18 protein-coding genes are annotated in these 25,953 nt (G+C 67.5%); 1 reads left to right on the top strand and 17 read right to left on the bottom strand.

The features are described 5' to 3' along the window. Nucleotides 1-30: 30 nt before the first annotated feature. The 13 genes from bcsZ to ACZK0Z_RS03370 all read right to left on the bottom strand — a co-directional run bounded on the left by bcsZ (nt 31) and on the right by ACZK0Z_RS03370 (nt 19,238). A complete protein-coding gene (bcsZ, locus tag ACZK0Z_RS03430) occupies nt 31-1,164 on the bottom strand; it encodes a cellulose synthase complex periplasmic endoglucanase BcsZ (protein WP_049429487.1) in 1,134 nt (377 codons plus the stop codon). Next, the gene (gene bcsC / locus ACZK0Z_RS03425; RefSeq protein ID WP_197632457.1) at nt 1,148-4,729 is read right to left on the bottom strand and encodes a cellulose synthase complex outer membrane protein BcsC; all 3,582 of its coding nucleotides are present in this window, start codon (nt 4,727-4,729) and stop codon (nt 1,148-1,150) included. The genes bcsZ and bcsC overlap by 17 nt, the downstream gene beginning before the upstream one ends. Beyond that, a complete protein-coding gene (gene bcsB / locus ACZK0Z_RS03420) occupies nt 4,729-7,092 on the bottom strand; it encodes a cellulose biosynthesis cyclic di-GMP-binding regulatory protein BcsB (RefSeq protein WP_336339813.1) in 2,364 nt (787 codons plus the stop codon). Before bcsB ends, bcsC begins: the two co-directional genes overlap by 1 nt. After that, nucleotides 7,089-9,713 (bottom strand): UDP-forming cellulose synthase catalytic subunit, encoded by a 2,625-nt coding sequence (gene bcsA, locus ACZK0Z_RS03415; RefSeq protein WP_197619727.1) that lies wholly within the window; start codon nt 9,711-9,713, stop codon nt 7,089-7,091. Before bcsA ends, bcsB begins: the two co-directional genes overlap by 4 nt. Next, complete coding sequence (bcsQ, locus tag ACZK0Z_RS03410; RefSeq protein ID WP_197632458.1) at nt 9,713-10,468, bottom strand: cellulose biosynthesis protein BcsQ; 756 nt, start codon at nt 10,466-10,468, stop codon at nt 9,713-9,715. The genes bcsA and bcsQ overlap by 1 nt, the downstream gene beginning before the upstream one ends. Continuing rightward, nucleotides 10,465-10,644: a cellulose biosynthesis protein BcsR gene (gene bcsR / locus ACZK0Z_RS03405; RefSeq protein WP_049402398.1), complete on the bottom strand. Its 180-nt coding sequence runs from the start codon at nt 10,642-10,644 to the stop codon at nt 10,465-10,467. The genes bcsQ and bcsR overlap by 4 nt, the downstream gene beginning before the upstream one ends. After that, a complete protein-coding gene (gene bcsG, locus ACZK0Z_RS03400; RefSeq protein WP_049429483.1) occupies nt 10,644-12,275 on the bottom strand; it encodes a cellulose biosynthesis protein BcsG in 1,632 nt (543 codons plus the stop codon). The genes bcsR and bcsG overlap by 1 nt, the downstream gene beginning before the upstream one ends. Next, nucleotides 12,272-12,451 carry a cellulose biosynthesis protein BcsF gene (bcsF, locus tag ACZK0Z_RS03395; protein ID WP_049429482.1) on the bottom strand — a complete coding sequence of 60 codons (180 nt, stop codon included), beginning with the start codon at nt 12,449-12,451 and terminating at the stop codon, nt 12,272-12,274. The genes bcsG and bcsF overlap by 4 nt, the downstream gene beginning before the upstream one ends. After that, nucleotides 12,448-13,986, bottom strand: coding sequence for a BcsE family c-di-GMP-binding protein (locus ACZK0Z_RS03390; protein WP_049429481.1), 1,539 nt, complete (start codon nt 13,984-13,986; stop codon nt 12,448-12,450). The genes bcsF and ACZK0Z_RS03390 overlap by 4 nt, the downstream gene beginning before the upstream one ends. Nucleotides 13,987-14,199: 213 nt before the next feature. Then, entirely contained in the window at nt 14,200-15,237 is a 1,038-nt protein-coding gene (locus tag ACZK0Z_RS03385; RefSeq protein ID WP_197619723.1) for a fimbrial protein, read from the bottom strand. Then, the gene (locus ACZK0Z_RS03380) at nt 15,228-17,792 is read right to left on the bottom strand and encodes a fimbria/pilus outer membrane usher protein (RefSeq protein WP_197632462.1); all 2,565 of its coding nucleotides are present in this window, start codon (nt 17,790-17,792) and stop codon (nt 15,228-15,230) included. Before ACZK0Z_RS03380 ends, ACZK0Z_RS03385 begins: the two co-directional genes overlap by 10 nt. A 92-nt stretch (nt 17,793-17,884) precedes the next feature. After that, the gene (locus tag ACZK0Z_RS03375; protein WP_049429478.1) at nt 17,885-18,613 is read right to left on the bottom strand and encodes a fimbrial biogenesis chaperone; all 729 of its coding nucleotides are present in this window, start codon (nt 18,611-18,613) and stop codon (nt 17,885-17,887) included. An 85-nt stretch (nt 18,614-18,698) separates the two neighbouring features. After that, nucleotides 18,699-19,238 (bottom strand): fimbrial protein, encoded by a 540-nt coding sequence (locus ACZK0Z_RS03370; protein ID WP_033834853.1) that lies wholly within the window; start codon nt 19,236-19,238, stop codon nt 18,699-18,701. A 457-nt stretch (nt 19,239-19,695) separates the two neighbouring features. On the opposite strand from ACZK0Z_RS03370, the gene ACZK0Z_RS03365 reads away from it, so the two are divergent. After that, entirely contained in the window at nt 19,696-20,061 is a 366-nt protein-coding gene (locus tag ACZK0Z_RS03365; protein ID WP_197632459.1) for a hypothetical protein, read from the top strand. A 22-nt stretch (nt 20,062-20,083) separates the two neighbouring features. On the opposite strand, the gene pncB is transcribed toward ACZK0Z_RS03365, so the two are convergent. The 4 genes from pncB to gspD all read right to left on the bottom strand — a co-directional run bounded on the left by pncB (nt 20,084) and on the right by gspD (nt 25,947). Beyond that, nucleotides 20,084-21,265: a nicotinate phosphoribosyltransferase gene (pncB, locus tag ACZK0Z_RS03360; RefSeq protein ID WP_049429477.1), complete on the bottom strand. Its 1,182-nt coding sequence runs from the start codon at nt 21,263-21,265 to the stop codon at nt 20,084-20,086. Nucleotides 21,266-21,442: 177 nt separating this feature from the next. Next, nucleotides 21,443-22,282, bottom strand: coding sequence for a glycosyltransferase family 2 protein (locus tag ACZK0Z_RS03355; protein ID WP_336339812.1), 840 nt, complete (start codon nt 22,280-22,282; stop codon nt 21,443-21,445). Further along, nucleotides 22,279-23,130 (bottom strand): glycosyltransferase family 2 protein, encoded by an 852-nt coding sequence (locus ACZK0Z_RS03350; RefSeq protein ID WP_049429475.1) that lies wholly within the window; start codon nt 23,128-23,130, stop codon nt 22,279-22,281. Before ACZK0Z_RS03350 ends, ACZK0Z_RS03355 begins: the two co-directional genes overlap by 4 nt. 615 nt (nt 23,131-23,745) lie before the next feature. Continuing rightward, on the bottom strand, nt 23,746-25,947 hold the full coding sequence (gene gspD, locus ACZK0Z_RS03345; RefSeq protein WP_049428809.1) for a type II secretion system secretin GspD: 2,202 nt from the start codon (nt 25,945-25,947) through the stop codon (nt 23,746-23,748). Between the last annotated feature and the right edge of the window lie 6 nt (nt 25,948-25,953).

The following is a 25,953-nucleotide window of genomic DNA, read 5'->3' as shown; positions in this document are numbered from 1 at the left end:
GCAATGGGATCCGACCCCGCAGCACTGCAGCTACCAGCGCGGCTGCAGGCGGCCGTCGGCGGCGAAACGCCAGCGTCCTTCAGCCCAGCCCAAGCCGAACAGGGCCAGCATCTGCGAGTAATAGGCCGGTGCATCAGCACGCTGCTGTTCGGCGCTGGGCAGGCTGGCCCGCAGCGACTGCGCGTGCTCCGTGTCGCCCTGCGCGATCAGATACGGTAGCAGGGCCGCACGGAATCCGTAGTTGCCTTCGCCCTGCCCCTGGCCACTGCGGGTGTCGATCTTTTCCCACATCGGCGCACCACTGCGCAGGCGCTGCAGCGGCCCGGACAGGGCCGCCAGCTGCGTGCGGAACAACGGATCGCGCGGCGCGGTCATGCCTGCCCAGGTGTAGCAGCGGATCGCATCGTAGCCGCCGACCGCACCGCGCACCGGATCGACGACGAAGCGATCGCCTTTCCACGCCGCCCAGTCCGGTGCGAACCCGTGCGGGCTGCTCTGCTGCAACAGCTGCACGCTGTTGCGCGCCAGTGCCTGCCACGGCCCACCGCGATCCTCCACCGCAAAGCGGCGCAGCAGCGGCAGTGGCAGATAACTGGGGTTGACACGCGTGGCGTCCCCTTCGACGAATCCCTGTGGGCCCGGCAACAGCATCGGGCCGAGCCCGGGCAGGTCCACGATCTCGCGTGCCCGCACCTGGGCGAGCATGCCCTCGGCGATGGCGTTCAGCGCGGGACGGCGCCACAGCCGCGCGCCTTCCAGCAGCGCATAGGCCAGCCAGAGATCGGAGTCCGAGGCCGGGTTGTCATCCAGTACCCGCCACGCTCCGGCGTCATCGCGTCCCCACAGCCAGGCCGGCAGGCGCTTGCCCATGTCGCCTTCGGCGAGGTTGTCCTGGGTCCAGCCCAGGATGCGGTCGAACAGCGCCTGGTCGTTGTCGACCAGGGCGAAGAACAAGGCATAGGACTGGCCTTCGGAGGTACTGCGCTGATCGTCCTGGCTGCGATCGATCATGCGTCCGTCGCGGCTCAGGCTGCTGTCGAGCAGTACCTGCCACGCCGGCCAGCGCGGTGCGGGCGCGGCCTGCGCACTGCACCAGCCAAGCAGCGGCAGCGTGGCGGCCGCCTGCAGCAGGCGACGTCGCCGCAGGTCAGCGGAATTCGCCATACGGCACCAGTGGCGATACGGGCAATGGCAGGTTTCCCTGCCACGGTTTGAAGGTGTAGCGCAGGTAGAGCTGGAACGAATTCGGCGAGAAATCGCGGCTGCGCTGCAGCGTGCCGGCGGCACCCAGCACGAAGTGGTCGCCCAGGCGGCGCTCGACCGCACCATACAGGCGGTAGCCGGTGCCGGTGCTGCTGCTGTCGCCGGTGTACAGGCCGGCCTCGTCCAGCTGCAGGGGGCCATACTGCGGCTCGAGCTGTGCAATCACGCGCTCGATCAATGCCTGGTCGGGGAAACGGCTGATCGACGAGGTACGCGCACTGGACACACTTACCGAGCCATCCAGGCGCAGCGACCACACGTCGTTGCGCCAGGCGAAGCTGACCGGCAGGCTCAGCGACGCATAGCGCTGCGGGCTGTAGTAGCCGCCCTGGCCCAGCGAGTAACCGCCCAGGTCCTTCTGGTAGCGCCAGTACATCGCGGTGGTGCCCACATCCAGCCGCATGTCGGGGCGCTGGATCAGCTTGTGGTACCAGCCCACCATCGCGCGTGCACGGGTATTGTCGGCCACGTTGTGGCCGGTCAGCCGATGCCAGCTCCAGTTCGACCACACGCCATCGCGGCCACCCTGGTCGTAGCCGAGGCTGAAGGTCACGCCGTTGGCGGTGACGCCGCCCCAGCTGATGCCACTGCGCGGATCAACCGCACCGGCCTGCGACAGCAGCGAATTGGTCATTGGCCGCCGCGACACCGTGGCGCCCCAGCCGAAGCGCCCGAGGTCACCATTGAGGGTGATACCGCCAAGCCAGTTGCCGACCACGTAGTTGGACGGGGTGTGGCCGATATCGAAGTTCCAGCGGTCATCCAGGGTGCGCCAGCCCACGGCGAAGCCGGCGCCGGAGGTGCGCCGCTGGTGCACGAAACGGGTGCAACCCGGTGCGCGCAGGCGGCTGTTGTCAGCCTGCAGCAGATCCAGGTCGCAGCTACCGAAATCCTCGTCGTAGGCCCCGTTCCCGTCGGTCTGGAAGCGGCCGGCATCGAAGCTCACCTGCTCGATGCGCGCCCAGCCCAGGCCACCGGCGAACGGCGCGTCGAGATGCGCGATGCGGGTATCGCGCGACAGCCGCGAAATACCCGGGGTTCCGTCGCTACGGCGCCCGGTGTCCTGCATCACCGTCAGGGTGGGATTCTCCTGCTGGTACAGGGTCTCCACGTCGCTGCGCAGGCTGCGCCGCAACCAGTCATCGCCGGCCGTCTCGCGGCTGGCCAGGGTCAGCGCGCGGTTGTCGCGCGGCGCGGCCTGGCTGGGGGCCAACAGGCCGTTGTCGGCCATCGCCTGCGCATACATGTCCAGCGCCTGCTGTGGATCATCGCGGCGCACCAGCCGTGCCGCATCACGCCAGGATTGTGCGTCGGGCCCGGTCTTGCGCGCCAGCAGCGCGCGCAGGATCGCCAGCGCCTTCGTGTCCTCGCGCAGGTCGGTCCAGATCGTGGCGAGCTGGCGCTGCTGGCCGATCTCGGCATCGTCCACTGCTGGCGGTGCGTCGTGCATCTGACGGCGTGCGCTGGCCAGATCGCCGGTGCCGATCCAGGCCTGTACCTGGCCCAGCTGCGCATCCACGTTGCCCGGCTGTGCAGCAAGCACGCGCTGGTAGTAGTGCAGCGCCTGCGCGTGGTCGCCGCGCAGGCGCGCCCATTCGGCCATCAGCAGATCGTTGTCGGTGCTGGGCGGTTGCTGCTGCAGCAGCGCGATGGCTTCGGCCTCCCTGCCCTGCGCACGCAGATCCCACAGATGATCGACCAGCTGCTGCCGCTGCAGGCGCGCCGACAGCGCGCGGATGTCATCGTCCCACTGCGCCTGCGGCAGCGCATCGAGCACCGCCAGCGCCTGCGGCAGCCGATCGGATCCCGACAGATAGAGCGCCTGCGCGTAGCGCGCTTCGGCACTGTCGTTGTGCGTGGCCATGTCGGCCACCACCGCGTCGGCTTCGTCCTGCCGGCCGGCGGCGCGCAGCTCGTTGCCCAGCGCATAGGCCAGCCATGCATCGCCCGGCAGTTCGCCGCGCAGCTGCTGTCCCAGCGTGATCGCAGTGCCTGCATCCCCATCAGCCAGCGCCTGCTCGCGACGCTCACGCAAGCGACTGATCTGCAGCTGGCGCAGGTCTTCGGCATACAACCTGCGCTGGGCAGCGGGCAATGCGTTGATGAAGGCTTCCAGCCGTTGAGGATCGGTGCGGCCGTACAGCTGCACCAGCTTGCGGATCACGTTGGCATCGTTGGGGGCCATCCGCCGGGCAACCTGCAACTGGCGTTCGGCCGCGGCGTCATCACCACGGGCCACGGCCACGTCGACCAGGCCCAGTGCAGCATTGACGTCGCGGGGCTGCTGGCGACGCGCCTGCGCATACAGGCGCTCGGCTTCGTCCAGCCGGCCGGCCGCCAGCGCCGCGTCGGCCTGGTCCAGCTGCAGCCAGTAGCGGGTGCTGGCGATCAGGTCACGCCACTTGTCGTTGCTGTCACCGGCCGGGGTGGCCTGCACCGCACGCTGGAAATAGTTGATGGCCTGCTCGCGGCGGCCCTGGCGCATCAGCGCCATGCCCAGCCCCCCCAGCAGGTCGGGCTCGCGAGGATAACCGCGCAGGGCCTGCAGGAAGGCGCGCTCGGCCTCTTCATTGCGGCCTGCATCGAGCAACTGCTGGCCACGCAGACCGGAGCGCCACGCCGGGTCGCTGACCCGCTTGTGCTGGTCGGTGTAGCGCTCGCGCACCAACGCGATGTCGGCGAACGTCGGGTTGCGGGTGATGAAGTCCTGCAGCCTGCGTACGCTGCGGTCATCGGCCGGCTGATCCTTCAGGTAGGCCCACTCGGCGTCCGCCGCCATGCCGCGCGCTTCCGGATTGCGCCCCATGCGCTGCAGCGCGGCCAGCGCCTCGGCATCGCGGCCGGCCGCGAACAGCATCTGCGACAGCGCCTGCAGCAACGGCACATTGCCCGGATAGCTGCGGTCCAGTTCGCTCAGCGCACGGATCGCCTGTGTACGCCCATCCGCCTGGGCGCCGCGCAGGCGCCAGTACTCCAGGCCCAGCTGCAGGCCGGGCGGGTCATCGTTGAACAGGCGCCGGTAGATCGCCAGCGCTTCGGCGCTGCGACCACCGGCAGCGAACAGACGCGCCTGCTGCAGGTCCTGCTGCAGGTCACCACGGTAGGCCTGCCAGAGGCGTTCGCCGGCGGCCAGTTCACGGGTACCCGCGCCGATCTCGCGCAGGCGCTTCAGGGTCGCCTCGGCATCCTGCAGCTTCTGCTGCGACAACTGCACTTCCAGGATCGCCACCAGCGTGCCGCGATCATCCGGTGCCAGCATACGCAGCCGCGCCAGCGCGTCTTCGATCAGGCTCTGGCGACCGGTGGCCTCACCGATGCGCACCTGCTGCAGCAACCACTGGCGCTGCTCGGCGACGGTTCCGCCCGGTGTATCGGACAAGGTCTGCGCCGCGCATGGCCCGGCACCGGCCAGTCCCAACAGGACCAGGCCGGAAGCGGTGACCAGCGGATGCCGAGTGCGTGCCATCAGTGCCCCGGGTCCAGGCGCTTGGCCGCAACCCAGCGCAGCGTGCGCCACAACAGGAAGGCGACCATCAGCACCACCAGCGTGGCCAGCACCGCCAGCAGTGCCGGGTGGTCGGCCAGGTGGTACCACAGCAGCAGCCACCACGGCAGCGCGCCGACGTAGTAGTGATCGCCGACGAACTGGCTGTGGATGCCCGAGGTACGCAAGATCGCCACCGAACCGGCGATGGCTTCGCGCTTGCCGGTATCGCTGAGTGCATCGTCGAGCAGGCCGTAGTCGGCGGCGTTGCTGGCGGCCAGCGAAACGATGCTGCGCTGCGCATGCCTCGGCGACTGCATGCCGATGATCGCGGCGAACGGCGCCTGCGCGCTCACTGCCACTTCGGTCACCGCCGGGTCGCCATCGCGGCTGCCACGGCGCGCCTGTTCCATCGCCTGCTGCGGCGACGGCGACTGGCCGTTGAGCAGACGTGTGCGCTGGTCGTCGATCAGCAGCGACAGCTGCTGGCTGCCGCGCAATTCGGCAGGCAGGGCGCCCAGCATCAGCAGGTCCGCATCCAGCGCGCTGGCCTGCTTCCAGTCATCGGACAGGCGCAGGCCATAGGCCGGGTAGCCGCTCTGCACGCCCAGCCCACCGATCAGGTTCAACAGCAGGCTGACCTGTGCTTCGCTGGCGCCGGGCGGCACCAGCACGACCGTCTCGGACAGATCGGCCATGCGGGTGAAGGGGAAACCGCTGAGTGCGAACGCGGACAGGTCCGGCAGGCCCATGTAGTGATGGAACCCGGAGAAGTCGATGGTCGAGTCTTCCTCGATGGCTGCCTGCAGGTTGGGCGGCAGCACGGTCTGGCAATGATCGCGCTGTGCACTTCCCATCACGCTGGCGAAGTTGAAATCAAAGCGCAGCTGGTTGCGGTCGCCCAGCTTGAGCGCCGGAATCAACAGGCGCCCGTCATCGGCACCGGCATCGCCGGCCAGCACCGGCAGGCGGATTTCCTCCAGGCCCTGCTTGCCGTTGCGGCGCACCAGCGGGAAGCTGGAGATGAACTGGTCGTTGATTGCAACGCCCAGCCGCGACTCATCGCTGCCGAACGGCGGCGTGTAACGGTAGCGCAGGTTCAGCGGAATGCCCTGGTTGCGCCAGATGAACAGGTCCGGCGGCAGGTTGAGGTTGACCGTGATCGGCTGCGGCGACACGCCGTTGGCGTGCAGCTGCTGCGGATAGTCGAGTAGTTCGGCCAGGCGCACAGCGCGGTCGGTACGCACCCAGTTCGGTGCGTCGTACGGCTTGCGCGGGGCCAGCGGCTTGATCTCGTCGACGCTGACCTGACGGCCGCGGAACAGCACGTTGCCGGCCGCCATCGCGGCCACCGCCTTCTGCAGATCCTCATCGTTGCGGCCCAGCACCAGCAGCAGCTTGCGCTGCGGATCCTCCGGCAGCGACATCAGTTCGATCATCGGGCCCTTCACTGGGGCATGGTTGGCGATCACCGGCGGGAACCTGCCGTTGACCGCCAGCACCACCGCGTGGCCCTTGTCCGGCAGCGCACCGAAGCTGACCGGGAAACGCGCCTGGCGCCACCAGCCGGACAGGCTGCCGAAGTACGAGGACATCACCGCCGCCGCGCGCTGCTGCGCCAGGCTCGGTGCGGCGGCAAACACCACCGGCAGTTCCAGGCGTGCGGTATCGCGCGGGTCGAAGAACGGCAGCGGGAAGTTGGCCAGGTCGTCCTGCATCGCCAGTGGCTGGCCACCCAGGCGCAGCGTGCTGTTGCTGGACAGGTTGACCCACAGCGAGCTGTGCGTCGGCTCTTCGCAGATGTCGGTGTAGTGACCGACGAACTCCAGGCGGACCTGGTTGAAATCGGCGATCAGGCGTGCGTCCAGCGGCAGCTTGGCCTGCACCGGGCGGCCGAGCTGGTCGTTGCTGATCGGCACCACGCCCATCATCGCGTCGTTGAGGTAGACCCGCAGGTGCGACAGGGTCGGGAGCAGCGATGGTGAAGGCGTGAAGCTCAGATCCAGTTCCGCATCGCGGACCAGGCGGTCACGGCGCACCTGGAACTCGAAGGTGGTGGCATTGCGCACCCCCGACAGCAGCGTGTCCTGGCGACGCCCCAGCTGCGCGAAGGTGTTCTGCCGCTGCCAGGGCCAGGCGCTGCCCGCCCAGGTCTGCGCCAGCGCGGGCTCGGTACCGGCGGCAGGCGTGGTGGCGGGTGCGGCCGGCACGCTCGGCATCGGTGGCGCGGCAGGCGCCGTGGTGGGAGGAGTGGCCGGTGCCGGGGCAGGCGCGCTGTTGCCTGACGCCACGGGCAGGGCCAGCAGGGGCAGCAGCAGCCAACGCAGAGAGGACGGAAGGGTCATGGACGAAGCCCTGGATCAGCGGCTGGGTCAGCCGGGTGGGAAGGAAGCGGACGTTGCGGAGCAAAACTGGCCAGCCATCGCAGCAGGCGACGGTTCCAGTGTGCCGGGCGGTCAAGGTCGAACGGTGCGAAATCACCCATCCGCCGATAGCCACGCCAGCCCAGGACCAGCACGCTCCACAGGCTGCGCGGCAGGCTCTTGGGTTGGTAACCGGCGTGCCAGTCGAGCCAGGCATCGGCGCGGGCGAAGGTGCACTGGGCGAACTCGACGCGCTGGCGTTCGTTCTCGAACAGCAGCAGCAGGCCCAGTCGCTGGCCGACCGTGCGCTGCACGCGCGCCGGGAACGCGAACTCGCGGCGGCCGCGCCCCAGCAGCACCTGCACGCGCTGGCCTTCGGCCAGTTGTGCGTCTTCGCCGAGCTCGACGCCCACGCCATCGTTGGAGTAATCCTGAAGCACGCCGCGCAGGCGGCGGCCATCGGGTACCTGCAGCGCCATCGGCAGGTGGGTGGTGACGCGATGCGTGCGCCGCACCTGCTGCACTTCAGCGGCCACCGCCAGCGCCCCACCGATGATCAGCAGGTTGTACAGCACCCACAGCGAACTGACGACCACCGTGCCGCGTTCGTCGAGCGGCCCATGCATGAAGCGCCACACGGCAAAGCACAGGCCCAGCACGTTCAGCAGCGCCAGCACCAGGTAGGGCTGCGCCACGCGCCAGTCGAAACGATCACCGGCCTGGGTACCGCCCTTGTCGGTGACGTTGAACTTGCCACGGCCCGGGCTGAACAGTGCCACGGTGGTGGGCCGTGCGATGTACCAGGCCAGCACCGTCTCGTACACCTCGCCCCAGAACGGTCGCCGGTACTTGCCCTGGATGCGTGCGTTGGTAAGGCTGGCGTGGGCCATGTGCGGCACCACGAACAGCAGGATGGCCAGTGCCGGTGCGTAGATGATGTAGACGTGCAGCAGCAGGAACGCCAGCGGCGCGGTGAGGAACACCAGGCGCGGAATGCCGGCCAGGAAATGCAGCATCGCGTTGGCATAGCAGAAGCGCTGGAACAAGCTCAGGCCCTTGCCCAGCAGCGGGTTGTCGATGCGGAAGATCTGCACCATGCCGCGGGCCCAGCGGATGCGCTGGTTGACGTGCGCGCCGAGGCTGTCGGTGGCCAGGCCGGCCGCCTGCGGAATGCGCAGGTAGGCCGAGTTCCAGCCGTTGCGATGCAGGCGCAGCGCGGTGTGCGCATCTTCGGTGACGGTCTCGGTGGCAAACCCGCCGATGGCATCGATGGCCTCGCGCCGCAGTACCGCGCAGGAGCCGCAGAAGAACGCCGCGTTCCATAGGTCGTTGCCGTCCTGCACCAGACCGTAGAACAGCTCGCCTTCGTTGGGGTCGCTGCGGAACACCTGCAGGTTGCGTTCGAACGGATCGGCCGAGAAGAAGTGGTGCGGGGTCTGCACCAGCGCCAGTTTCGGGTCACGCAGGAACCAACCGCAGGTGATCTGCAGGAACGAACGCACCGGCAGGTGATCGCTGTCGAAGATGGCCACCAGCTCACCATCGATCAGGGTCAACGCATGGTTGAGATTGCCGGCCTTGGCATGGCGGTTGTCGGCGCGGGTGATGTAGTTGACCCCGGCACGCTCGGCGAATGCGCGGAATTCTTCGCGCTTGCCATCATCGAGGATATGGATGCGCAGCTTGTCGGCCGGCCAGTCCAGGCCCATTGCTGCGTACACGGTGTGCCTCACCAGCGCCAGGTCTTCGTTGTAGGTGGGAATCAGCACATCCACCGTCGGCCACTGGCGGATATCGGCCGGCAACGGCGCCGGACGGCGACGCAGCGGCCAGGCCACCTGCACGTAGCCCAGCATCAGCACCAGCCACGAATAGGTTTCCGCCGCCAGCAGCACCACGCCACAGACCAGGTCGAAGGTGCTGTTCCAGTTCAGCGTGGCGGTGTAGCGCCACCACAGGTAACGGCAGGACACGGTGATCGACAGCACCACCAGCACCAGCGTCGCATAGCGCCCCTGCATGCGCCGCACCAGCAGCGCGATGGCCCACAGCAGTGCAACGAACACGAACTGTGCGAGATAGGTGAACGGCTGGGTGATGCACAGCGCCGCCAGCCCCAGCGTGGCCAACCCGACCAGCAGGGTCAGCAGGTGCCGCGAACGTGGCGACAGGCTGCCCACCTTCCGGCCGAACCAGGCCGCCACGCGGCTGTTCCAGAATTCACTGGGCGCATCGCGCATGGCGCGCAGATAGCGCAGGCGGCCGCGACCGGCCGCGCCACGCAGTTCGGCAATGCGTTCGCGCCGGGCCTGGGCCAACCGCTGCCGCCTCAGCGAAGGCTGCGGTACCAACCGCACCACCGACAGCCACATGGCCTGGATCAGTAACCGCAACGGATCGCCCGGGCGCCAGCGACGGTCGCCCTGGATCTGCGGGAAGGCGTTGCGCAGGCGCGGGGCCTGTGCCTGCCACGCCGGCCCTTCCAGGCGCAGGAACGCCCAGCCCACGCATTGCAGCAGCCACAGCATTGCCCGCGTCGGCCAGGACGCATGCACCCGCTCACGCAGGCGTCCCCAGTCCAGGTAATAGACGCGGGCACCCATCAGCGTCCTCCCGCCGCGGCCTGGCGCCGTGCGGCCTCCGCCAGGCACCACAGCACCAAGCCATCCACATCGGCAGCAGCCAGCGAATCGGTCGCATAGCGGCCCAGTGGCTGCTTGCTGGCCAATGCGGACGGCACCCGCGCATCCTCGTGCAGCGGCTGCGGCACCAGCCGCGCCCCGTGCGCGTGCAGCCACAGCTGCATCAGGTCGCGCTGCACCGGAATGACCGGGTCATAGCGGTTGGCCAGCAGCAGGCGAGTGTCATCCGGCTGTCGTTGCAGGAACACATGGCTGACCGGATCGACACAGGCCAGGCGCAGCGGCAGCGTGCAGCGCGCGTGCTGGTTGATGGCCGCAGCGTGCGCCGGCAGGCGCTGCGGCAGGTCGAACAGGATCCAGTCGAACTGGGCCTCCAGCAGCGGAATGCGTTCGGCCCAGGTGGCCGGTGCCTGCTGCAGCTGCTGTTCGATGTGCATCGCGGCCCCGGCGTCGACACGACCGTAGGGCAGCACCGCGAGTCCTGCTGCGACGGCGTAGGCGGCATCACGCCAATCCGTACCGTCCAGCTGCGCGCGCGCCCAACCGTTGTCCACGTCGGCAGGCAGGCCCAGGTGCAGGCCGAGCATCTGGTCCGGGCTGCATTCGACCAGCAGCACACGCTGCCCCTGGGCGTGCAGGCCCTGGCCCAGCGCGGCAAGCACCGTAGTGACGCCGGTTCCGCCATGGATGCCCTGCAGCGACAACACGGTGCTCATCGGCGCGGCTCCAGTTCGGCCAGCAACGGCCAGCGCGCCAGCGCCCGTGCACGTTCCTGCTGGGCCGAGAAGTCCACGTAGGGCAAGCCCGGCATGTCCAGGCTGCGGCGCAGCAGGTCGATGTCATCCTCTTCCACGGACAGTGTGACCGGCACGGCAAGAATGTCGGCAGGCATCAGCGCGCCTCCTCCGGGTAGGGGCTCCAGGTCTGGCTGCCCTGCAGCTGCAGCCAGGGCTTGCCGGCGTACTCGATGACCTTGGCGCCTTCGTTCTCCGATACCGACGGTGTCTGCGGCAACCCCTTCAGCAGGCTGTCCCAGTTGCGCTCGCTCGGCGGCGACTGGGCATTGAGCGCGTACACACGCGACACCAGCTCGGACACCGCCAGGTAGCTGCTCGGTTCGGGCACATGACGTGGGCCGCCGGCCGCCGGCGCGCCCATGCCGATCAGCTTCACGCCCACCGGCACGTGGGTGATCGATGGACTGGGAATCTCACGCATGCCCGGAATCTGCATGCGGTCGCCATGCAGGGCCGCGCCATGCTCAGGCACCACCACGATCATCGCGCGGCGGCCACTCTTCTCCACCGCATCGACGAAACCGGCCATGTCACCCAGCACCATTTCCGCACGTGCCTTGTAGTCGGCGGCATTCGAACGGCCATCGGCGCCGACGATGCGGTTGCCATCGTGCAGCGAGATCGTGTTGTAGAACAGCGCCACCTGCTGGCTGGTCCCGGCCAGCCGCTGTTTCCACCACGCCATCAGCACATCACCATCGCGGCGCAGCGGTGACTTGTCGAACGCCACCAGCGCTTTAGGAAACGCGCTGATGTCCATCGGCTGCGCCTGCAGCCCACCGTACTGGTGCAGTTCACCGATGAAGTCGTCGAAGTGACCGTCATGGTTCATCGCCAGCTCGCTCTGGAAGCCTAGATGCTGCAGGTTCGAGAACAGCTGGCACTCGGCCGGCACCGGATCGAACAGCGCGGTGTGCGAGGTCTGGCCACAACTGGCGCGCAGCAGGCGGATCGCTGCTGGGCCGCTGTAGGCGGTTGCCGAGTTGAAGTCGTCGAACACCACGTCCATGTGGTCGAGCAGGTTGTTCTGGCGCAGCCCCACTTCATCCAGATCGCTCCATGCCAGCGAGCAGATGTTGAGGATGATGACGTCGAACGGCGCGCCGCTGCCCGGTGCGGGGAAGCTGGTCTTGAGGCTGGCCTGCTGCTGGTAGAAGCTGGCCAGCCATGCATTGAGCGTCTCGTTGTTGGCCGGCGGCAGGCCGCCACCTGAGGTGCCTCCGGTGCTGGCGGTGGCTGCGGTGGCGGTACCCTGCCCCCAGTTCCAGCCCGCCGGCATCGGTATCGCCATCACGGCCAGGCCAAGCATGCCCAGCACGCTCAGGGTAGTGATGCGCAGCCACGGCTTGAGCAGCACGTAGGCCAGCACCAGCATCACCAGCACCGCCACCATCTGCCAGTTGATGAAGCGCTGGGCCAGTTCAAGCCAATAGTCGGCCGAGAAGTCCAGCACGCCCGGCTGCACCAGCAGGCGCCGGAACGGCGGCCACCAGGTGTCCTGGTAGTACAGCGCGACGCCCACCGGTACCGCGACGACGGTGCGCGCGATGCGTGCCCAGCGCCAGCGCAGCGGAATCAGCAGCGCGCCCAGGAACAGCAGGTTGGGCAGGATCTTCAGATCCAGCGCGCCCATCCAGGCCAGTACCACCTTGGACAGGAAGTACAGGTTCCAGCCACGCAGGTCGGCCCAGGCGAAGGGAGATGCGGGTGCCATCTGCGGACTCATGCAGCCCTCCGCGGCGCACGCTGGCGTACACCGGCGCGGCGCAGATGGCGGGGTGGCAGCCAGCGTGCGGCACGGCGGCGCAGCCCGCGCCACAGCGTGCCGAGCATGGCTCCGAAGGGAATCATCACCAGCGCGCAGGCGACGATCAGGGTCCAGAGTTGCTGGTCGGTGGTCATGCGCGATCTCCCAGCCGCAGCGGCTTCGGGGCGGTGAAAACAGGCGCCTCGAGCGCCGGGGCCACAGCCGGCAGGGCCGCAGGTGCTTCGGGCAGCACCTCGGCCTCAGGATCACTGCCGTGGGCATTCATCGCTGCAATGTCATATTCGGCCAGGCGCTGGTAGCCATCGAACAGCTCGCGCCAGGGCAGGCGGAACAGATTGCCCAGGGCCTGCTCGACCGCATCACGCCGGCAACCAAACAGGAACAGGCGCACCTGCCCGCGGTAGACACAGGCCAGATCGCCCTGGCGGCGGATGCGCAGCTGCTGCAGGGTCTGCTCGGCACGCAGGCCGGCCACCGGCTGCAGCGCCAGCACGGCGCTTTCCACCGCACTACCGTCCTGGTCGATGCGATCACCTGCGATCTGGCGGAAGCGTGCGGCGTTGACCAGGCCACTCACCGATGGTGGCCGATGCGCACGGATCAACGGCTCCGGATCCTCAGCCAGCTGGCCCTGCCAACGCTGCCGCTGCACGGTTTCCAGCAGGGTCAGCAGTCGCGGCAAGGGCGTCGCTGACGGCACCACCAGGCTGCAACCGCACTGCATCAGCAGCCGCTCATCGGCGTAGCGCAGGCAGGGCTGCAGCTCGCGCACCACCAGCTTCAGCGCATTGCCACGTTCTCGGCGCAGGCGGTGCAGCAGGCGGGCCAGTGCATCCACCTTGGCATTCTCGTCGATGGCCAGCACCACGGTGGCCTCGCGCGCCTGCAGCGCGGCCGGCAGCAATCCGGCCCAGCCGTCATACAGGCGCCAGGCCGCCGACAACGGCGGCGCACCTTCCAGCACTTCGGCCTGGGCCAGGAAGACATCGCGGTCGCTGCCACTGGTCGCATCGATCCCAGTCTCGGCGGCACCGGCCTCGGCCAGGTGGCGCAGCCCGCAGCTTTCCTGCTCGACGCCGAACGATCGCTGGGCCACCACGCCATGGCTGTTGGACCAGTAATGCAGCAGCAGCTGCAGGGCACCACGATGCGGATGCAGCTGGGCCACACCGGCGCAGATCCGGTTCAATGCCAACAGGCGCGGGGCCAGGGTCGCCACTTCGCCGTGGCACAGCAACAGCAGCACCTGCTGCGCCTGCACGGCACATTCCTGCAGCTGCTGGCACCAGCGCGCCAGCCGGGCATCATCCCAGCCGTCCAGCGCCGCCACCGGAAACTGCACCAGGCTGAGCCGGGTGCGCGCCGAGGCGGTGCGCGGCAGATCGCCGGTCAGCCCGCGCAGCGCCTGCTGCATGCCATGGTGCGAACGCTGGAACAGCCGCAGGCGGGCCGGCCCCTGGTCGGCAGCCAGCAGCGCCAGCATCGATTCGGCCCCCCGCCCCAGCGTGACCAGCACGGCTTCATCCAGTGCCTCGGCCGTGGCCAGCACGCCGGCACCGAGCAGGTCCGTCGGCGCGCTGCCGGCGGCCACCACCCAGTACAGGCCTCCGCTGCGCATCTCGACGAACTCGGCGGGCAATCCGGCAATGGCAAGGTGGGTCGCAGGCACGCCGGATCCTTTCATTGCCCCTCAACCGGGCGGAAAGCCCGGCAGTGGAGGCGCTGCGGTGAAAAGGAGGTCACTTTCATGACGTACATCACATTCATGTTTCTGTACGGCAATGATAGCCCTGATCTTCACGTTTGCGGGATCAAGACGCAGTCAACGCCGCCCGCGGAACGGGCGACGTGAGGCTCGAAACTCAGCAATGGAAAGCGCGTACTACTCGTACTGGATCGTGAACGTCGCCTGCCCGTTGGCGGTGCCGGCACCGACGGTGCCGGCCTGGGTCTGCACATAGCGGGCCCGCAGCGGCAGGCTCATGACACTGGTACCGGTGGTGGTGGTGCCGACACTGATGGTCTGGCCGAAGCGCACTTCGCGCTCGCTGCTGCCGTCGCGCTGGACCATCTGGATGCCGATGCGGGTAGCGCTGTTGGTGGCTGCGCTCAGCTTCAGCACGCCGGGCATGTTCGAGCTGTCCTGATCGGCATCCAGGCGGATGCCGATCTTGCTCTGGTATGCGGCCACGTTGCTGCCCTGGCAGTTCAGGCGGATCTCGAAGTCACGGTCGACCGCGCGCGAGCCGACGCCGGTGAAGGTGGTGTTGGCCACGCTGCCGAAATCGACCGCGATGTTGCGGCTGCCGGCCTGCACTTCGCAGGTCGGGCTGACCACGGTGGTGCCCGAGCCCCTGAAGGTCGAGGTCAGTACCGGGCGGCTGGGACCATCACCATCGAAGTAATAGGTGGTGAAGCGGCCATTGGGTGCGATCACCCCCGAACCGGTCTGCGCGGCGGTCTTGATCAGCTGGATGCGGAACTGGCCACCGATCAGCGAGATGGTGGAGTTGGCACCGAAGTTGATGGAATGCGGGTAGTAGGTCTGGATCGCGCCGGAGTCGCGGAACAGTCGAATACCTACGCCAGCAACACCGGTCTCGTAGACGTTGGCAAAGCCGGCCACCGGCCGCTTCTGTGGTGCGTTGACGTACTCGCCGGTCGAGCTGCCGCCATACCAATAGTCGCAGCGGGCGACGCTGTTCTGCTGGTTGATCGGCACGCTGATTTCCTTGATCACGCCACCCACCGGGGTGCTGGGCAGGATCACGATCTGCCCCATGTCCATCTGCACGTCCTGCGCAACGAAACCATTGATCTGGATGCGGCAGGCTGCGCTGGCCTGCTGCGCCAGCAGAACACCGCCCAGCAGCGCCATTGCAGCCAGCACCTTGCGGCCACGGGAAGAAATCATCGGCATGCTGCCTCCAGCGGGATGAAGCCGGTCTTGGACGCATCGGCGTCCGCCGGAACCTGGTAATCGACGGTGCAGCGCTGATCGGCGCCCGCGCCCCACTCCACCAGCAGGCGGCCCTGGTTCTTTTCACTGCGCACGTACAGGCGGCCGCCCTGGCTGACCATGCCCACCGGCTGGCCCTGCTCGTCCTTGACCTGTGCACCGAACGGCATGCTGCGGCCATCGGGGTTGCGTACCTGGATCAGCAGCGCGTTGCCCTTGCGGGTATCAAAGCGCAGGTAGCTGATGGCACCGGCGAACGGTGCGATCGCCTGGCTGGTGCTCTCCAGTTCGACGTCGTGGGCCATGCCCTGCGGGTCGAGGGTGACGGTGTTGAGGCGGTACGGCGACACGTACGGGACCACCGCGTAGCCGCGGCCATCGACACGCAGGCCCGGGGCGTTGCTGACGATGGCATCGCGTGCGCCCGGCGCTTCCACCAGCACCATGGTGTCGCCACGCTGCGGGGTGAAGGTGAAGCCGCCTGGATGCACGACCACGCTGCCGTTGGCACCGACCGAGGCCTGGCGGAAATCACGCGAGTGGCTGTAGGTGGCGTTCAATGCCGAATAGCGGCTGCGGTATTCGACGTTGCCGACTGCGGTGGTGCCGCCTTCGCGCGAGTCGGACAGGGCGGCGCCATAGCTGAAGTTGTTGTCGACGCCGGCCGAACCGGTGATGCCGACGCGGCTGTTGTCGTAGCCACCGCGATCGCGCACGCCGAGGTCGGCGCTGAACGATACCGGGTGGGTACCACGGCCCAGCGGCACGCTCATCGACAGCAGGTACTGGGTATCGGAACGGCCCAGAACGCCCTCTTCGGTACGCAGCGCAGAGAAGCCATAGTTCACTGAGCGCCAGGCGTTGTTGTAGCCGACCTGGTACTGCTTGGAGGTGCCGGGGCGATCGTAGAAGTCGCGCACCGAACCGGTCAGGTAGAGCGCGCCGCCGCGACGACCCAGCGGCTGGTTCAGCGTCACCTGGAACTGGCTGCGCTGGCGGCCGCGGGTGGTCGGATCGATGCCACGCTTGTCCGAATCACGACCGTACAGTGCGTCCTGCAGGCTGTAGAAGCCTTCAGTCGAATAGCGGTAGGCGGCCAGGGTCAGGTTGGTCCCGGTCTCGCCGATCATGTTGCTGTAGCTCAGGCGCACGCTGGCACCGGTGTGGTTGCCGTAGTGATCGAACGAGGTACGCGCATGGGTGACGTCGGCGGCGAACGCGCCGACCGGCGTGGACAGGCCAACGCCGTACAGCAGCGACAGGTAGCCGTCACTCAGTGCGCTGCCGCCGTACAGGGTCAGCTGGTTGCCGATACCACGCTGGTAGGTGCCCTGCACCAGCCACGGCTCATCGGCCAGCAGCTTGTTGCGCACCTGGCCGGCGGTCAGCGAGTAACGCGACACGCCTTCGCGCAGCATCTGCGGCACCGAACCGAACGGCACCTTGAACTCGCGGCGACGGCCATCGGCCTCTATCACGCTCACTTCCAGGTCGCCGCCGTAGCCGGTCGGGTACAGGTCATCGATGACAAAGCTGCCCGGCGATACGGTCGAGGAATAGATCAGCTGCTGGTTCTGGCGTACTTCGATGCGCGCGTTGGTCTCGGCGATGCCGCGCACGACCGGCGCGTAACCGCGCAGCGAATCGGGCAGCATGCGGTCGTCGCTGGCCAGGCTGGCACCGCGGTAACCGATCGAGTCGAACAGCTCGCCGGTGGTGTAGGCCTCACCGATGGTGAGCATGCCGCGCACCTGCGGGATGCCGCGCTGGGCGTAGGTCGCGATGCTCTGCCAATGACGGCCGTCGCCCTCGGACCAGGTCAGGTTCGAATCGTGGCGGAACTGCCAGCCGCCCAGGTTGAGGCCAGCGTTGAGGCCCAGGTAGGCACTGCGGTTGCGCTGGCCGCCTTCGACGCGGCTGTCGCTGTCGATGGCATTGAAGCTGTAGCCGACGAAGCCGGCATTGATGCCGCGGTCCCACAGCGACGGATTGACGTAGCCGCGCGCCTCGCGGCGCAGGAACACCTGCGGGATGCTGAGGTCGTAGCGCAGGTTGCCACTGTCATAGATGCCATAGGCATTGGCCATGCGCTGCTGCACCGGCACGCAGCTGGTCGTGTCGGTCGGCACGGACGGGTCCTGCTGCAGCAGCACAGCCTCGCTGTCCACGCCCATTTCTTCCAGCATCGGCAGCGGCAGGCAGGCGTCTACGCGGCCCTGCGCATCGGCCTTGAACTGCAGGTCGCGGCGGCCCTGCCAGGCTCCGTTGACATAGACGTCGACACGGTAGTTGCCGGCCACCATCGGGTTGCCGTTGCTGAAGGCCGCCAGATCGACCTGCTTGGCCTGGCCAGACAGGAAGCTGGAGTTGAACTGGGCCGACTCCGGGGCACGCGCATTGGCCGCACCACTCTGCGCCATCAGCGCCTGTTCGCCGAGATTGGCCGGAGCAGCCAGCGCCCATCCTGGGCAGGCCACGCCAGCAACCAGCAGGCAAAGCGCCTGATGGATCGACAATGTCAATCTGTTTCCGATCACACTGACATTCCTTCAGTTCGCCGCACGGCGGCGGTGGCGGGATGCGCGGGCCGTGGGCCAGCGCGGCGCGTTCAGCCCCCGGTGCTGCCGAGGCGGATCGTGTGTTCCACCCGGCCGCCGTAGTCGTTGATGGTGATGAAGCGGACCTGGCTGGTGCCCGCCGGTGCGGCAAACTCCAGGCTCTGCTTCGGTGCAACCATTGCGCCCTTGTCCTCGACGGCCTTTTCGGTGCCGCCGGTCACGGCGTGCACTTCAGCCAGGGTGACGTGGAAGGGGCTCGGGTTTTCCACCCGCAGGCGATCGCCGGCGAGCGTCCAGCGCAGCGCTGCCGGCGCGTCGTTGGCGACGCCCTTCAGGCCCTGCGGCCGGTAGAAAAGCTTCAGGCGCGAACGGAACGCAACCTGCAGGTAGTTCTGGTCGCCACTGTCGGCGTTGTCCGGCGACGGCGGAACGTCCAGCACGTTGAGCCAGAACACAGACTCGCGATCGGTCGGCAGCTGCGCGCCGGAGAAGATCACGCGCAGCGCTTGGCTGCGGCCCGGTTCAACGCGCGCGATCGGCGGCGTCAGTACGAACGGGGCGTCGCTGGTATCGGCGGTCTGGTTGGCGTCGCCACTGTCGATCCAGGCCTGGACCAGGGCGGGCGAGTCGCCGACGTTGTCGACCTGCACGGTGACTTCGCGCGCCTGCGCCGGATAGATCACCCGCGTGCCATTGACCACCACGCCGGCCAGTGCGTCCTGGCAGAAGGGCAGCGTGAACGCTGCCAGCAGCAGCGCCCGGGGAAAGAATGCTTTCATCGGAAGTACTACGCTCGAGGTATGGGGCCAGAGGCCGCGAGGCACTGGCCGGCGCGTACGCCGGCCAATGCGGGTACGGCTGCGATCAGTTGTAGATGATCGTGTACTTGACGCTGCTGGTGACGTCGCCCGGGGTGGCGGCGGCAGTGGCGTAGTACTCGGCGTAGTAGTTCAGGTCGGCCGAGCCGTCGGTGCCGACGGTGACCCACTGCGAGTTGGTCTGGGCCTGGCCAGCACCTGCAGCCTTGATCGGCAGGACCTGGTTGTTCGAGCCCAGCAGCTGCAGCTGCACGTTGGTGGCAGCGTTGGCCGAGGCCTGGTTCAGCAGGCGGCCGGTGTTGAAGTCAACGGTCGAACCCGGCTCGAAGTAGGTAGCGACGTTGCCGGCGCTGCACTTGGTCAGGTTGATCGCGAACGGGGTACGGCCCGCAACGTTGCCGGCGGCGGCCAGCGTGTTCTTCGACACGGTCGGCAGGTTGACGGCGAAGTCCTTGCCGCCCGGGGTCGAGATGGTGCAGGTCTTGTCGGTCACCTTGCCGGTGAAGGTGATGGTGCCGTCGGCGGCGTTGGCGGCCAGCGGAGCGGCGGCCAGCATCAGAGCGGCGATGAGGTTGATCTTGTGCATTCGCTTTTACCTAACCCTACTGAAGAGATGGAAGTAGAGGAGGAAGCAAGGAGCACTGCCGGGCGAACAAGACCCATCCTTGCGTCTCACCTGTGGCCGGATTCGGACATACGTTCCCCTGAATCCGTGACGCAAGTATATGCACAAGTGTGATGAACGTCTCATTATTTTTCTGAACGTCAATTCATTGACGCTGCAAATGTTACGTGCTAGGCGAAATGATGACCTCAAAGGTGCGGGGATTTGACGGTCGCCGGATCAGGTCGGAAACGACCTTGGATGACGCTTCAGGTGGCGCGTTCGGCATGCACGGAAACAGGCCTTTTTCAGGTGGAAATCGGCTTCTTTGATGCGCATCACTCTTTCTTGGTGATGGGCCTAGCAGATTCGGAATCGTCCTATTAAAGGCTGATCGAAGCTGTCGCTAACTAGGACACACCGAACCAGAGAACGTGTCATGAGAACCTCCCTTCTGCTGTGCGTGGCCCTGATGTCCATCAGTGCCGTGGCCCAGGCCAGCAGCGGCAGCATCCGCTTCAGCGGCCGCATCGTCGAACCGGGCTGCACGACCAACCTGTCCCAGGGCGAGCTGAGCCTGGCGGCCTGCCCGCCGTCGGCCAAGGGCTCGACGGTGGCTGTGAAGGCGCTGGCCGATGGCCAGGCCGCAACGCTGCGCGATGGCAAGCGCCAGGGGCAGAAGCTGTCGGTGTCGGCCAGCGCGATGCGCGCCGGCGATATCGCCTTCTCAGAGCGCTACAGCGTGCAGGCCTCGAAGCAGCAGCCGCTGCAGGGCGCCTACCTGGTCGTTGTCGACTACCTGTAAGCAGCACTGAAGGCCGGCGCGGTTACGCCGGCTGCGGCAGCTCGAAGACCTGGCGCAGGTAAGCCAGGTAACCCGGGTCGTCGCACATGCTCTTGCCCGGCGAATCGCTGAGCTTGGCCACCGGCTGGCCGTTGCAGCGGACCATCTTGATGACGATGTTGAGCGGCGTCGGACCCAGATCATTGGTCAGGTGGGTGCCGACGCCGAACGCGACCTGGCAGCGACCACGGAAGTAGTCGTACAGGCGCATGACCTTGGCGATGTCGAGCCCATCGCTGAACACCAGTACCTTGCTGCGCGGGTCGACCCGGCGCTGCTGGAAGTGCGCCAGCATGCGGTCGCCCCAGTCGAACGGATCGCCGGAGTCATGGCGGACACCGTCGAACAGCTTGCAGAAGTACATGTCGAAATCGCGCAGGAACGCGTCCAGGCCGACCACGTCGGACAGCGCGATCCCCAGGTCGCCGCGGTACTCGCGCGCCCACGACTCGAGTGCCGCCACCTGCGAATCACGCAGCCGCGGGCCCAGCGCCTGGAACGCCTGCAGGTACTCGTGCGCCATCGTGCCGTGCGGGGTCATGCCGTAGAGGCGGGCGAAGTGCACGTTGCTGGTGCCCACCAGCTGCGGGCCCAGCGCATCGCGCAGCAGCGGCAGCAGGCGCGCATGCCAGTCGCGCGAGTAACGCCGGCGGCTGCCGTAGTCGGCGATGCGACACTGTTCGAAACCGGGGGTATCGCGCAGCAGCGCGGCCTTGGCCTGCAGGCGGCGCTCGCCTTCGGCGAAGTCAGCCGTGGTGGTATTGCGGAACCAGACTTCGTTGATGATCGCCAGCAGCGGCACTTCGAACAGGATGGTGTGCAGCCACGGGCCGGTGATGTCCAGTTCGATCTCGCCGGGCACGGTTTTCGAGGCACGCAACTGGATGTACTTGCGGTCCAGGTGGAACAGACCGAGGAAATCGGCGAAGTCCGGCTTCACGAAGCGCAGGCCACGCATGTAGTCCAGTTCCGCGTCACTGAAGCGCAGGCTGCACAGGTGGTTGATCTCTTCGTCGATCTGGTCGATGTAACGGGCCAGGTCGATGCCGGGGGTGCGGCACTTGAACCGGTACTGCACCTGCGCGCCGGGGTGCTGGTGGAGCACCGCCTGCATCATGGTGAACTTGTACAGGTCGGTGTCGAGCAGGGACTGGATGATAGGCATGGGGCGGATTATGCGCCCGGACGGGTGAACCGGGGGCGCCGCCCGTGGATCCACACCCTGCATGGATGCCCCTATCCATGCAGCCGAGCGCGGGCTCGGCGCTACCGATCGGGCACCCCATCCACGCATGGCGTGGATCTACCGACGGATCTCGTGTGGCCGAGCGTGGGCTCGGCTCTACAGGGACCGGCGCAACAGGCGCGGCACCAGCATCACAGCGTGGGCCCAGATCGCGCACCACACCGCCACCCGCACCGGCAGCGAACGCTGCTTCGCTTCGAACTTCTGGAAATAGCGCCACAGGCCCTTGTGCTTGTGCCATTCAACGAAGAACGGTCGTGAGCGGCTGGAGACACCACGCACATGGGTGACCTGCAGGTCGTTGGCGATCGCCACCACCGCGCCAGCCTCACGTGCGCGCCGGCACAGGTCCAGGTCTTCGGCGTGCAGGCGGTAGCCAGCGTCCCAGCCACCGATGCGGTCGAACAGCGCACGCGGCATCATCAGCAGCGCACCGGACAGTGCCGGCACCCGCTGCAGCGGCTGCTGGGGGTCGCGCGGAACCGCCAGCTTCGAGCCTCTACCCGGCGAACGCAGCATCAACAGAAAATCCGGATCACGACGGCGCACCGCCTCGTCGGCATGACCATGCTCGTCCAGCTGCTCAACACCCAGCAGGCAATCACCCAACCCTTCGGAACGGCTGCGCAGCTCGGCCAGGGTATCGGGCTCCACCATCAGGTCCGGGTTGATGAAGGCCAGCCACGGGCTGTGCGAGTCGGCCACCCCCTGGTTGTTGGCAGCGGCGAAGCCAGGGTTGTCCGGATTGCCGACAAAACGCACGCGGGGGTCGTGGCTGGCGTGCCGTTGCACGATATCCAGCGTGCCATCCAGCGAGCCGTTGTCGATCACCCGGATCTCGGCCACGTCCTGCGCCTGGCGCAGGCGCGAGAGGCAGGCATCGATGGTGCTGCCACTCTGGTAGGTGACGACGATGGCGGCGATGGCAGCATTCAAACGGGGGGCTCCGGTGCGGAAGGAACGAACAGGTCGCCCTGCTCCCTGGGCATTATCGCCTGCCGCATGCGCTGCTGCAGGTCGGCGCGCAGCCCGTGCAATGGATCGTGCATCAGGAAATCTGCCAGGCGCGGCACCCAGCCGGGCCAACGCGCAGCCAGCGCCTCAAGGTCGCCATCACGGCTGACCGCCTCGCCAGCCCGGCTGACAAAGGCGGTCTCGCACAGCACGTTGCGCCAGCCCAGGCCGGCCATGCGCAGGCTGAGGTCGACCAGGGCCGCGTTCCAGCCGGCGTAGCTGTCCACATCCAGGCCACCGGCGCGACGGCGTGCATTGCCACGCACCAGCACCGCATGGGTGACCGCCGATGGCAGTTCCGGGTGCAGCGTCGGCAGCCCGCTACAGACGTGAGCCAGCAGTTCTGCGTCATCGGGCTCGGGATTGATCTCGCCCAAGCGCGGCCAGGCCGCAGTTTCACCCGCGTTGCACCACGGGGTTGCAGTGGCGATCGCGGCGTCGCGGGCAAAGGCATCCTGCAGCTGCTGCAGCCAACCGGGTGCCGGCACACTGTCCGGGGCCAGCACGACCACGTCCATGCCATCGCAGGCGCGCAGCATCTCGTCCAGATGCGCCACTTCCCCCAGCGGCCGCGCGCGGCGGGTGTATTCGGCCTGCAGTGGCGTATGCGCCAACCAGTGTTCCACCACCGCCTGCGCACGCGGACCGGTCTGCGCATCGTCGGCCAACCAGACCGCGGTGCCCGGCGCGGTGCCGGCATCCAGTGCAGCCAGGCAGCGGTCGAGCGCGGCATCGTCCACGCACAGCGGCAACAACACGATCGCCCCCATCCCGCCTCCGTGGTTGTCGGTGGCCACAGCCTAGCACTGGGAGGGTATCGGCCGGGTTGCACCCGGCACCCGCAGAGGCCAGAGCCGAAGCCGAAGCCGAAGCAACAGCAGAAGCCAGCCATCCGCGGGATGGCGGGGTGGGTCCGGTTGCGGGGGACGCCGTGAATACGTCCCTGTAGGCTCGGTCGCGCCATCCATGGCGCTCACGCCCCCGCAACCGGACCCACCCCGCCTTCGACAGATTTCTGCGATCTGCCGGAATGGCTCCTGGGGGTCAGATCCGTTTTCCTTCGGAAAACGGATCTGACCCCATTTCCTGATTTCGAAATCTGACAGACAGTCATCCACGCATGGCGTGGATCTACCGTGTCGACCAAGGTCGACACCTACCAACAGCCACGGGAATCTGTCAGAGGCGGGGCGGTGTGGGTTGGCAGGACCGTTGGCGCCATGGATGGCGCCATCGAGCCCCCTGGGACGGGTTTACGGCGTGTCCTGCCAACCCACACCGCCCCGCCATCCCTCAGTAAAACCCGCTGTTGCTGTTGCTGTTGCTGTTGCTGTTGCTCCAGCTCCGGCCTCTGCGGGTGCCGGGCGCAGCCCGGCCGATACCCCTTACTTCTTCGCGCGCGGCTGGTTCAGCGGTTCCATCGCGCGGAAGCGCTGGCTGTACTCGTCGGTCAGCGTGCGTGCTTCCTGCCCGTTGCGCACGATGCTCGGGGTCAGCAGTACGATCACTTCCGAACGACGGCTGGTGCGCGTCTTCTGCCCGAACAGGGCGCCCACCACCGGAATCCGGCTCAGGCCGGGAATGCCGCTGCTGCCATCGGTCGCCGAATCGGTGATCAGGCCGGCCAGCATGATGGTGTCGCCGCTCTGCACCGCCGCTTCGGTCGACAGCTTCTTGGTGGAGATGCGCGGGTTGCAGTTGCGCTCGGTCGGGTTGCAGTTCTCCGGCACCTCGGAGGCGCTGCTCACTTCCTGCACGATGTCCAGGAACACCGTGCCGTCGCGGGTCACGCGCGGGCGCACCTTCAGGATCACGCCGGTATCGATGTACTGCACGGAGCTGTAGGTACCAGTGCCCAGGCCGGTGTTCACCGTGGTGGTGTTGATCGGTACCTTGTCACCCACGTTGAGTGTGGCCTCCGCGTTGTTGCGCACGAACACCGAGGGAGTCTGCAGCAGGCGTACGTCGGTGACCTTGTCCAGCGCGCTCACCACCGCCGCGCCGTTGTGGCCGGTGAACGCCCAGCCCAGGCCTTCGCCACCGGTCACTGCGCCGGCGAAGCTGCTCCAGGAACCGCCAGCGGCGGCAGGCAGGGTCACGCCGCCCAGGGCGCCGGTCAGCTTCTGCCCGAGCACGGCATTGTCGAAGAACCAGTTGACGCCGTACTTCAGGTCTCCGGTCAGCGCGACTTCGGCCACCTGCGCTTCGATGTGCACCTGCAACGGCATCACATCCAGCTTCTCGATCACTTCCCGGATCGAGCGCCAGGCCTGCGGGGTCGAGCGCACCAGCAGGGTGTTGGTTTCCTCCACCGCCGACACGCCCACGCGGTCGCCTTCCACTTCCAGGCTGACGCTGACGTTGCCGGACTGGCGCTGCGGCAGGTTCATGCTGCCGCTGTTGCCGCTGCCGGAACTGCTGCCCGGGGTCGAACCGAAGCTGCTGCTGTTGTTGCTGTCCATGCCGCGCTCGCCGTCGCTGCCCAGCTGCGATGGAATCGCGCCGGGCGCCAGCGATGCGGGGCTGGAGCCGCCACGATTGCCGCTGCTGGCGAAGGCTTCGCTGAGGCGCTCGGCCAGGTCGCGCGCCTTGATGTAGCGCAGTTCGTAGGAGAACAGGCGGGCGCTGCCACCAGCCGTATCGATACGGTCCAGCCACTGCTGGATCTGGTCCAGGTAACGCACCTGCGGGGTGATCACCAGCACCGCGTTGGCGTTTTCCAGCGGCAGGAAACGGAACATGCCCGCACTGGGGGTCTTGCTCTCCTCGCCGAACACCTTCTCCAGATCGGCAGCGACCTGCTCGGCCTTGCCCGACTGGATCGGGAACACGCCCACCGACATGCCCGACAGCCAGTCGACGTCGAAGATCTCGACGGTGCGCATGTAGTTTTCCAGCTCGGCGCGGGTGCCACCGAGGGTGATCACGTTGCGGCCGCTGTCGACGTTGACGATGGCGTTGGGCCGCGCATACGGCTCCAGCACCTTCTTCATTTCCGTGGCGGAGATGAACTGCAGCGGGATCACCCGCACTTCGAAGCCACGTGCGCTGGCCGCCGGTGCGGTACTCGGCGCGACGGTGCCGGCCAGGGCCTGGTCGGCGGCGACGATGTTGTAGCGGCCGCCGCTGTAGACCATGCGGGCGTTGTTCCAGCCCAGCACCATTTCCAGCAGGTTCAACGCCTGTGCCGGCGACACCGGCTTGGGCGTGGCCAGGGTGACCGTTCCCTGCACGCCCGGTGCGATCACGTAGTTCTGGCCCAGCATGTCACCCAGGATGGCTTTGACCACCGCATGCACAGACTCGCCTTCGAAGTTGAAGGTGGCCTCGCCAGTGCTGGCGCCATGCAACGCCGGTGCCGGTGCGCGTGCGGCTTCGCGGTTGATCATGGTACCGGTACCGCGGCGGATCACGGCCTGTGGAGCCCCCTGGGCGTCACGGGCGGCATCGGCGGCGACCTCGGCCGCCTGGCCGGCCTCGGCAGTGGGCGACAGGTTGCCCTTGCGTTGCACATGCGGCGCGGACACGGTGCTGCAGCCAACCAGCAGCGCGAGGGCAAAGGACCAGGGAAGAAAACGCAGGCTCATGCATTC

It is taken from the genome of Stenotrophomonas sp. 116085_Sma (genome assembly GCF_056479585.1).
This window is presented reverse-complemented; position numbering and strand designations above follow the sequence as displayed.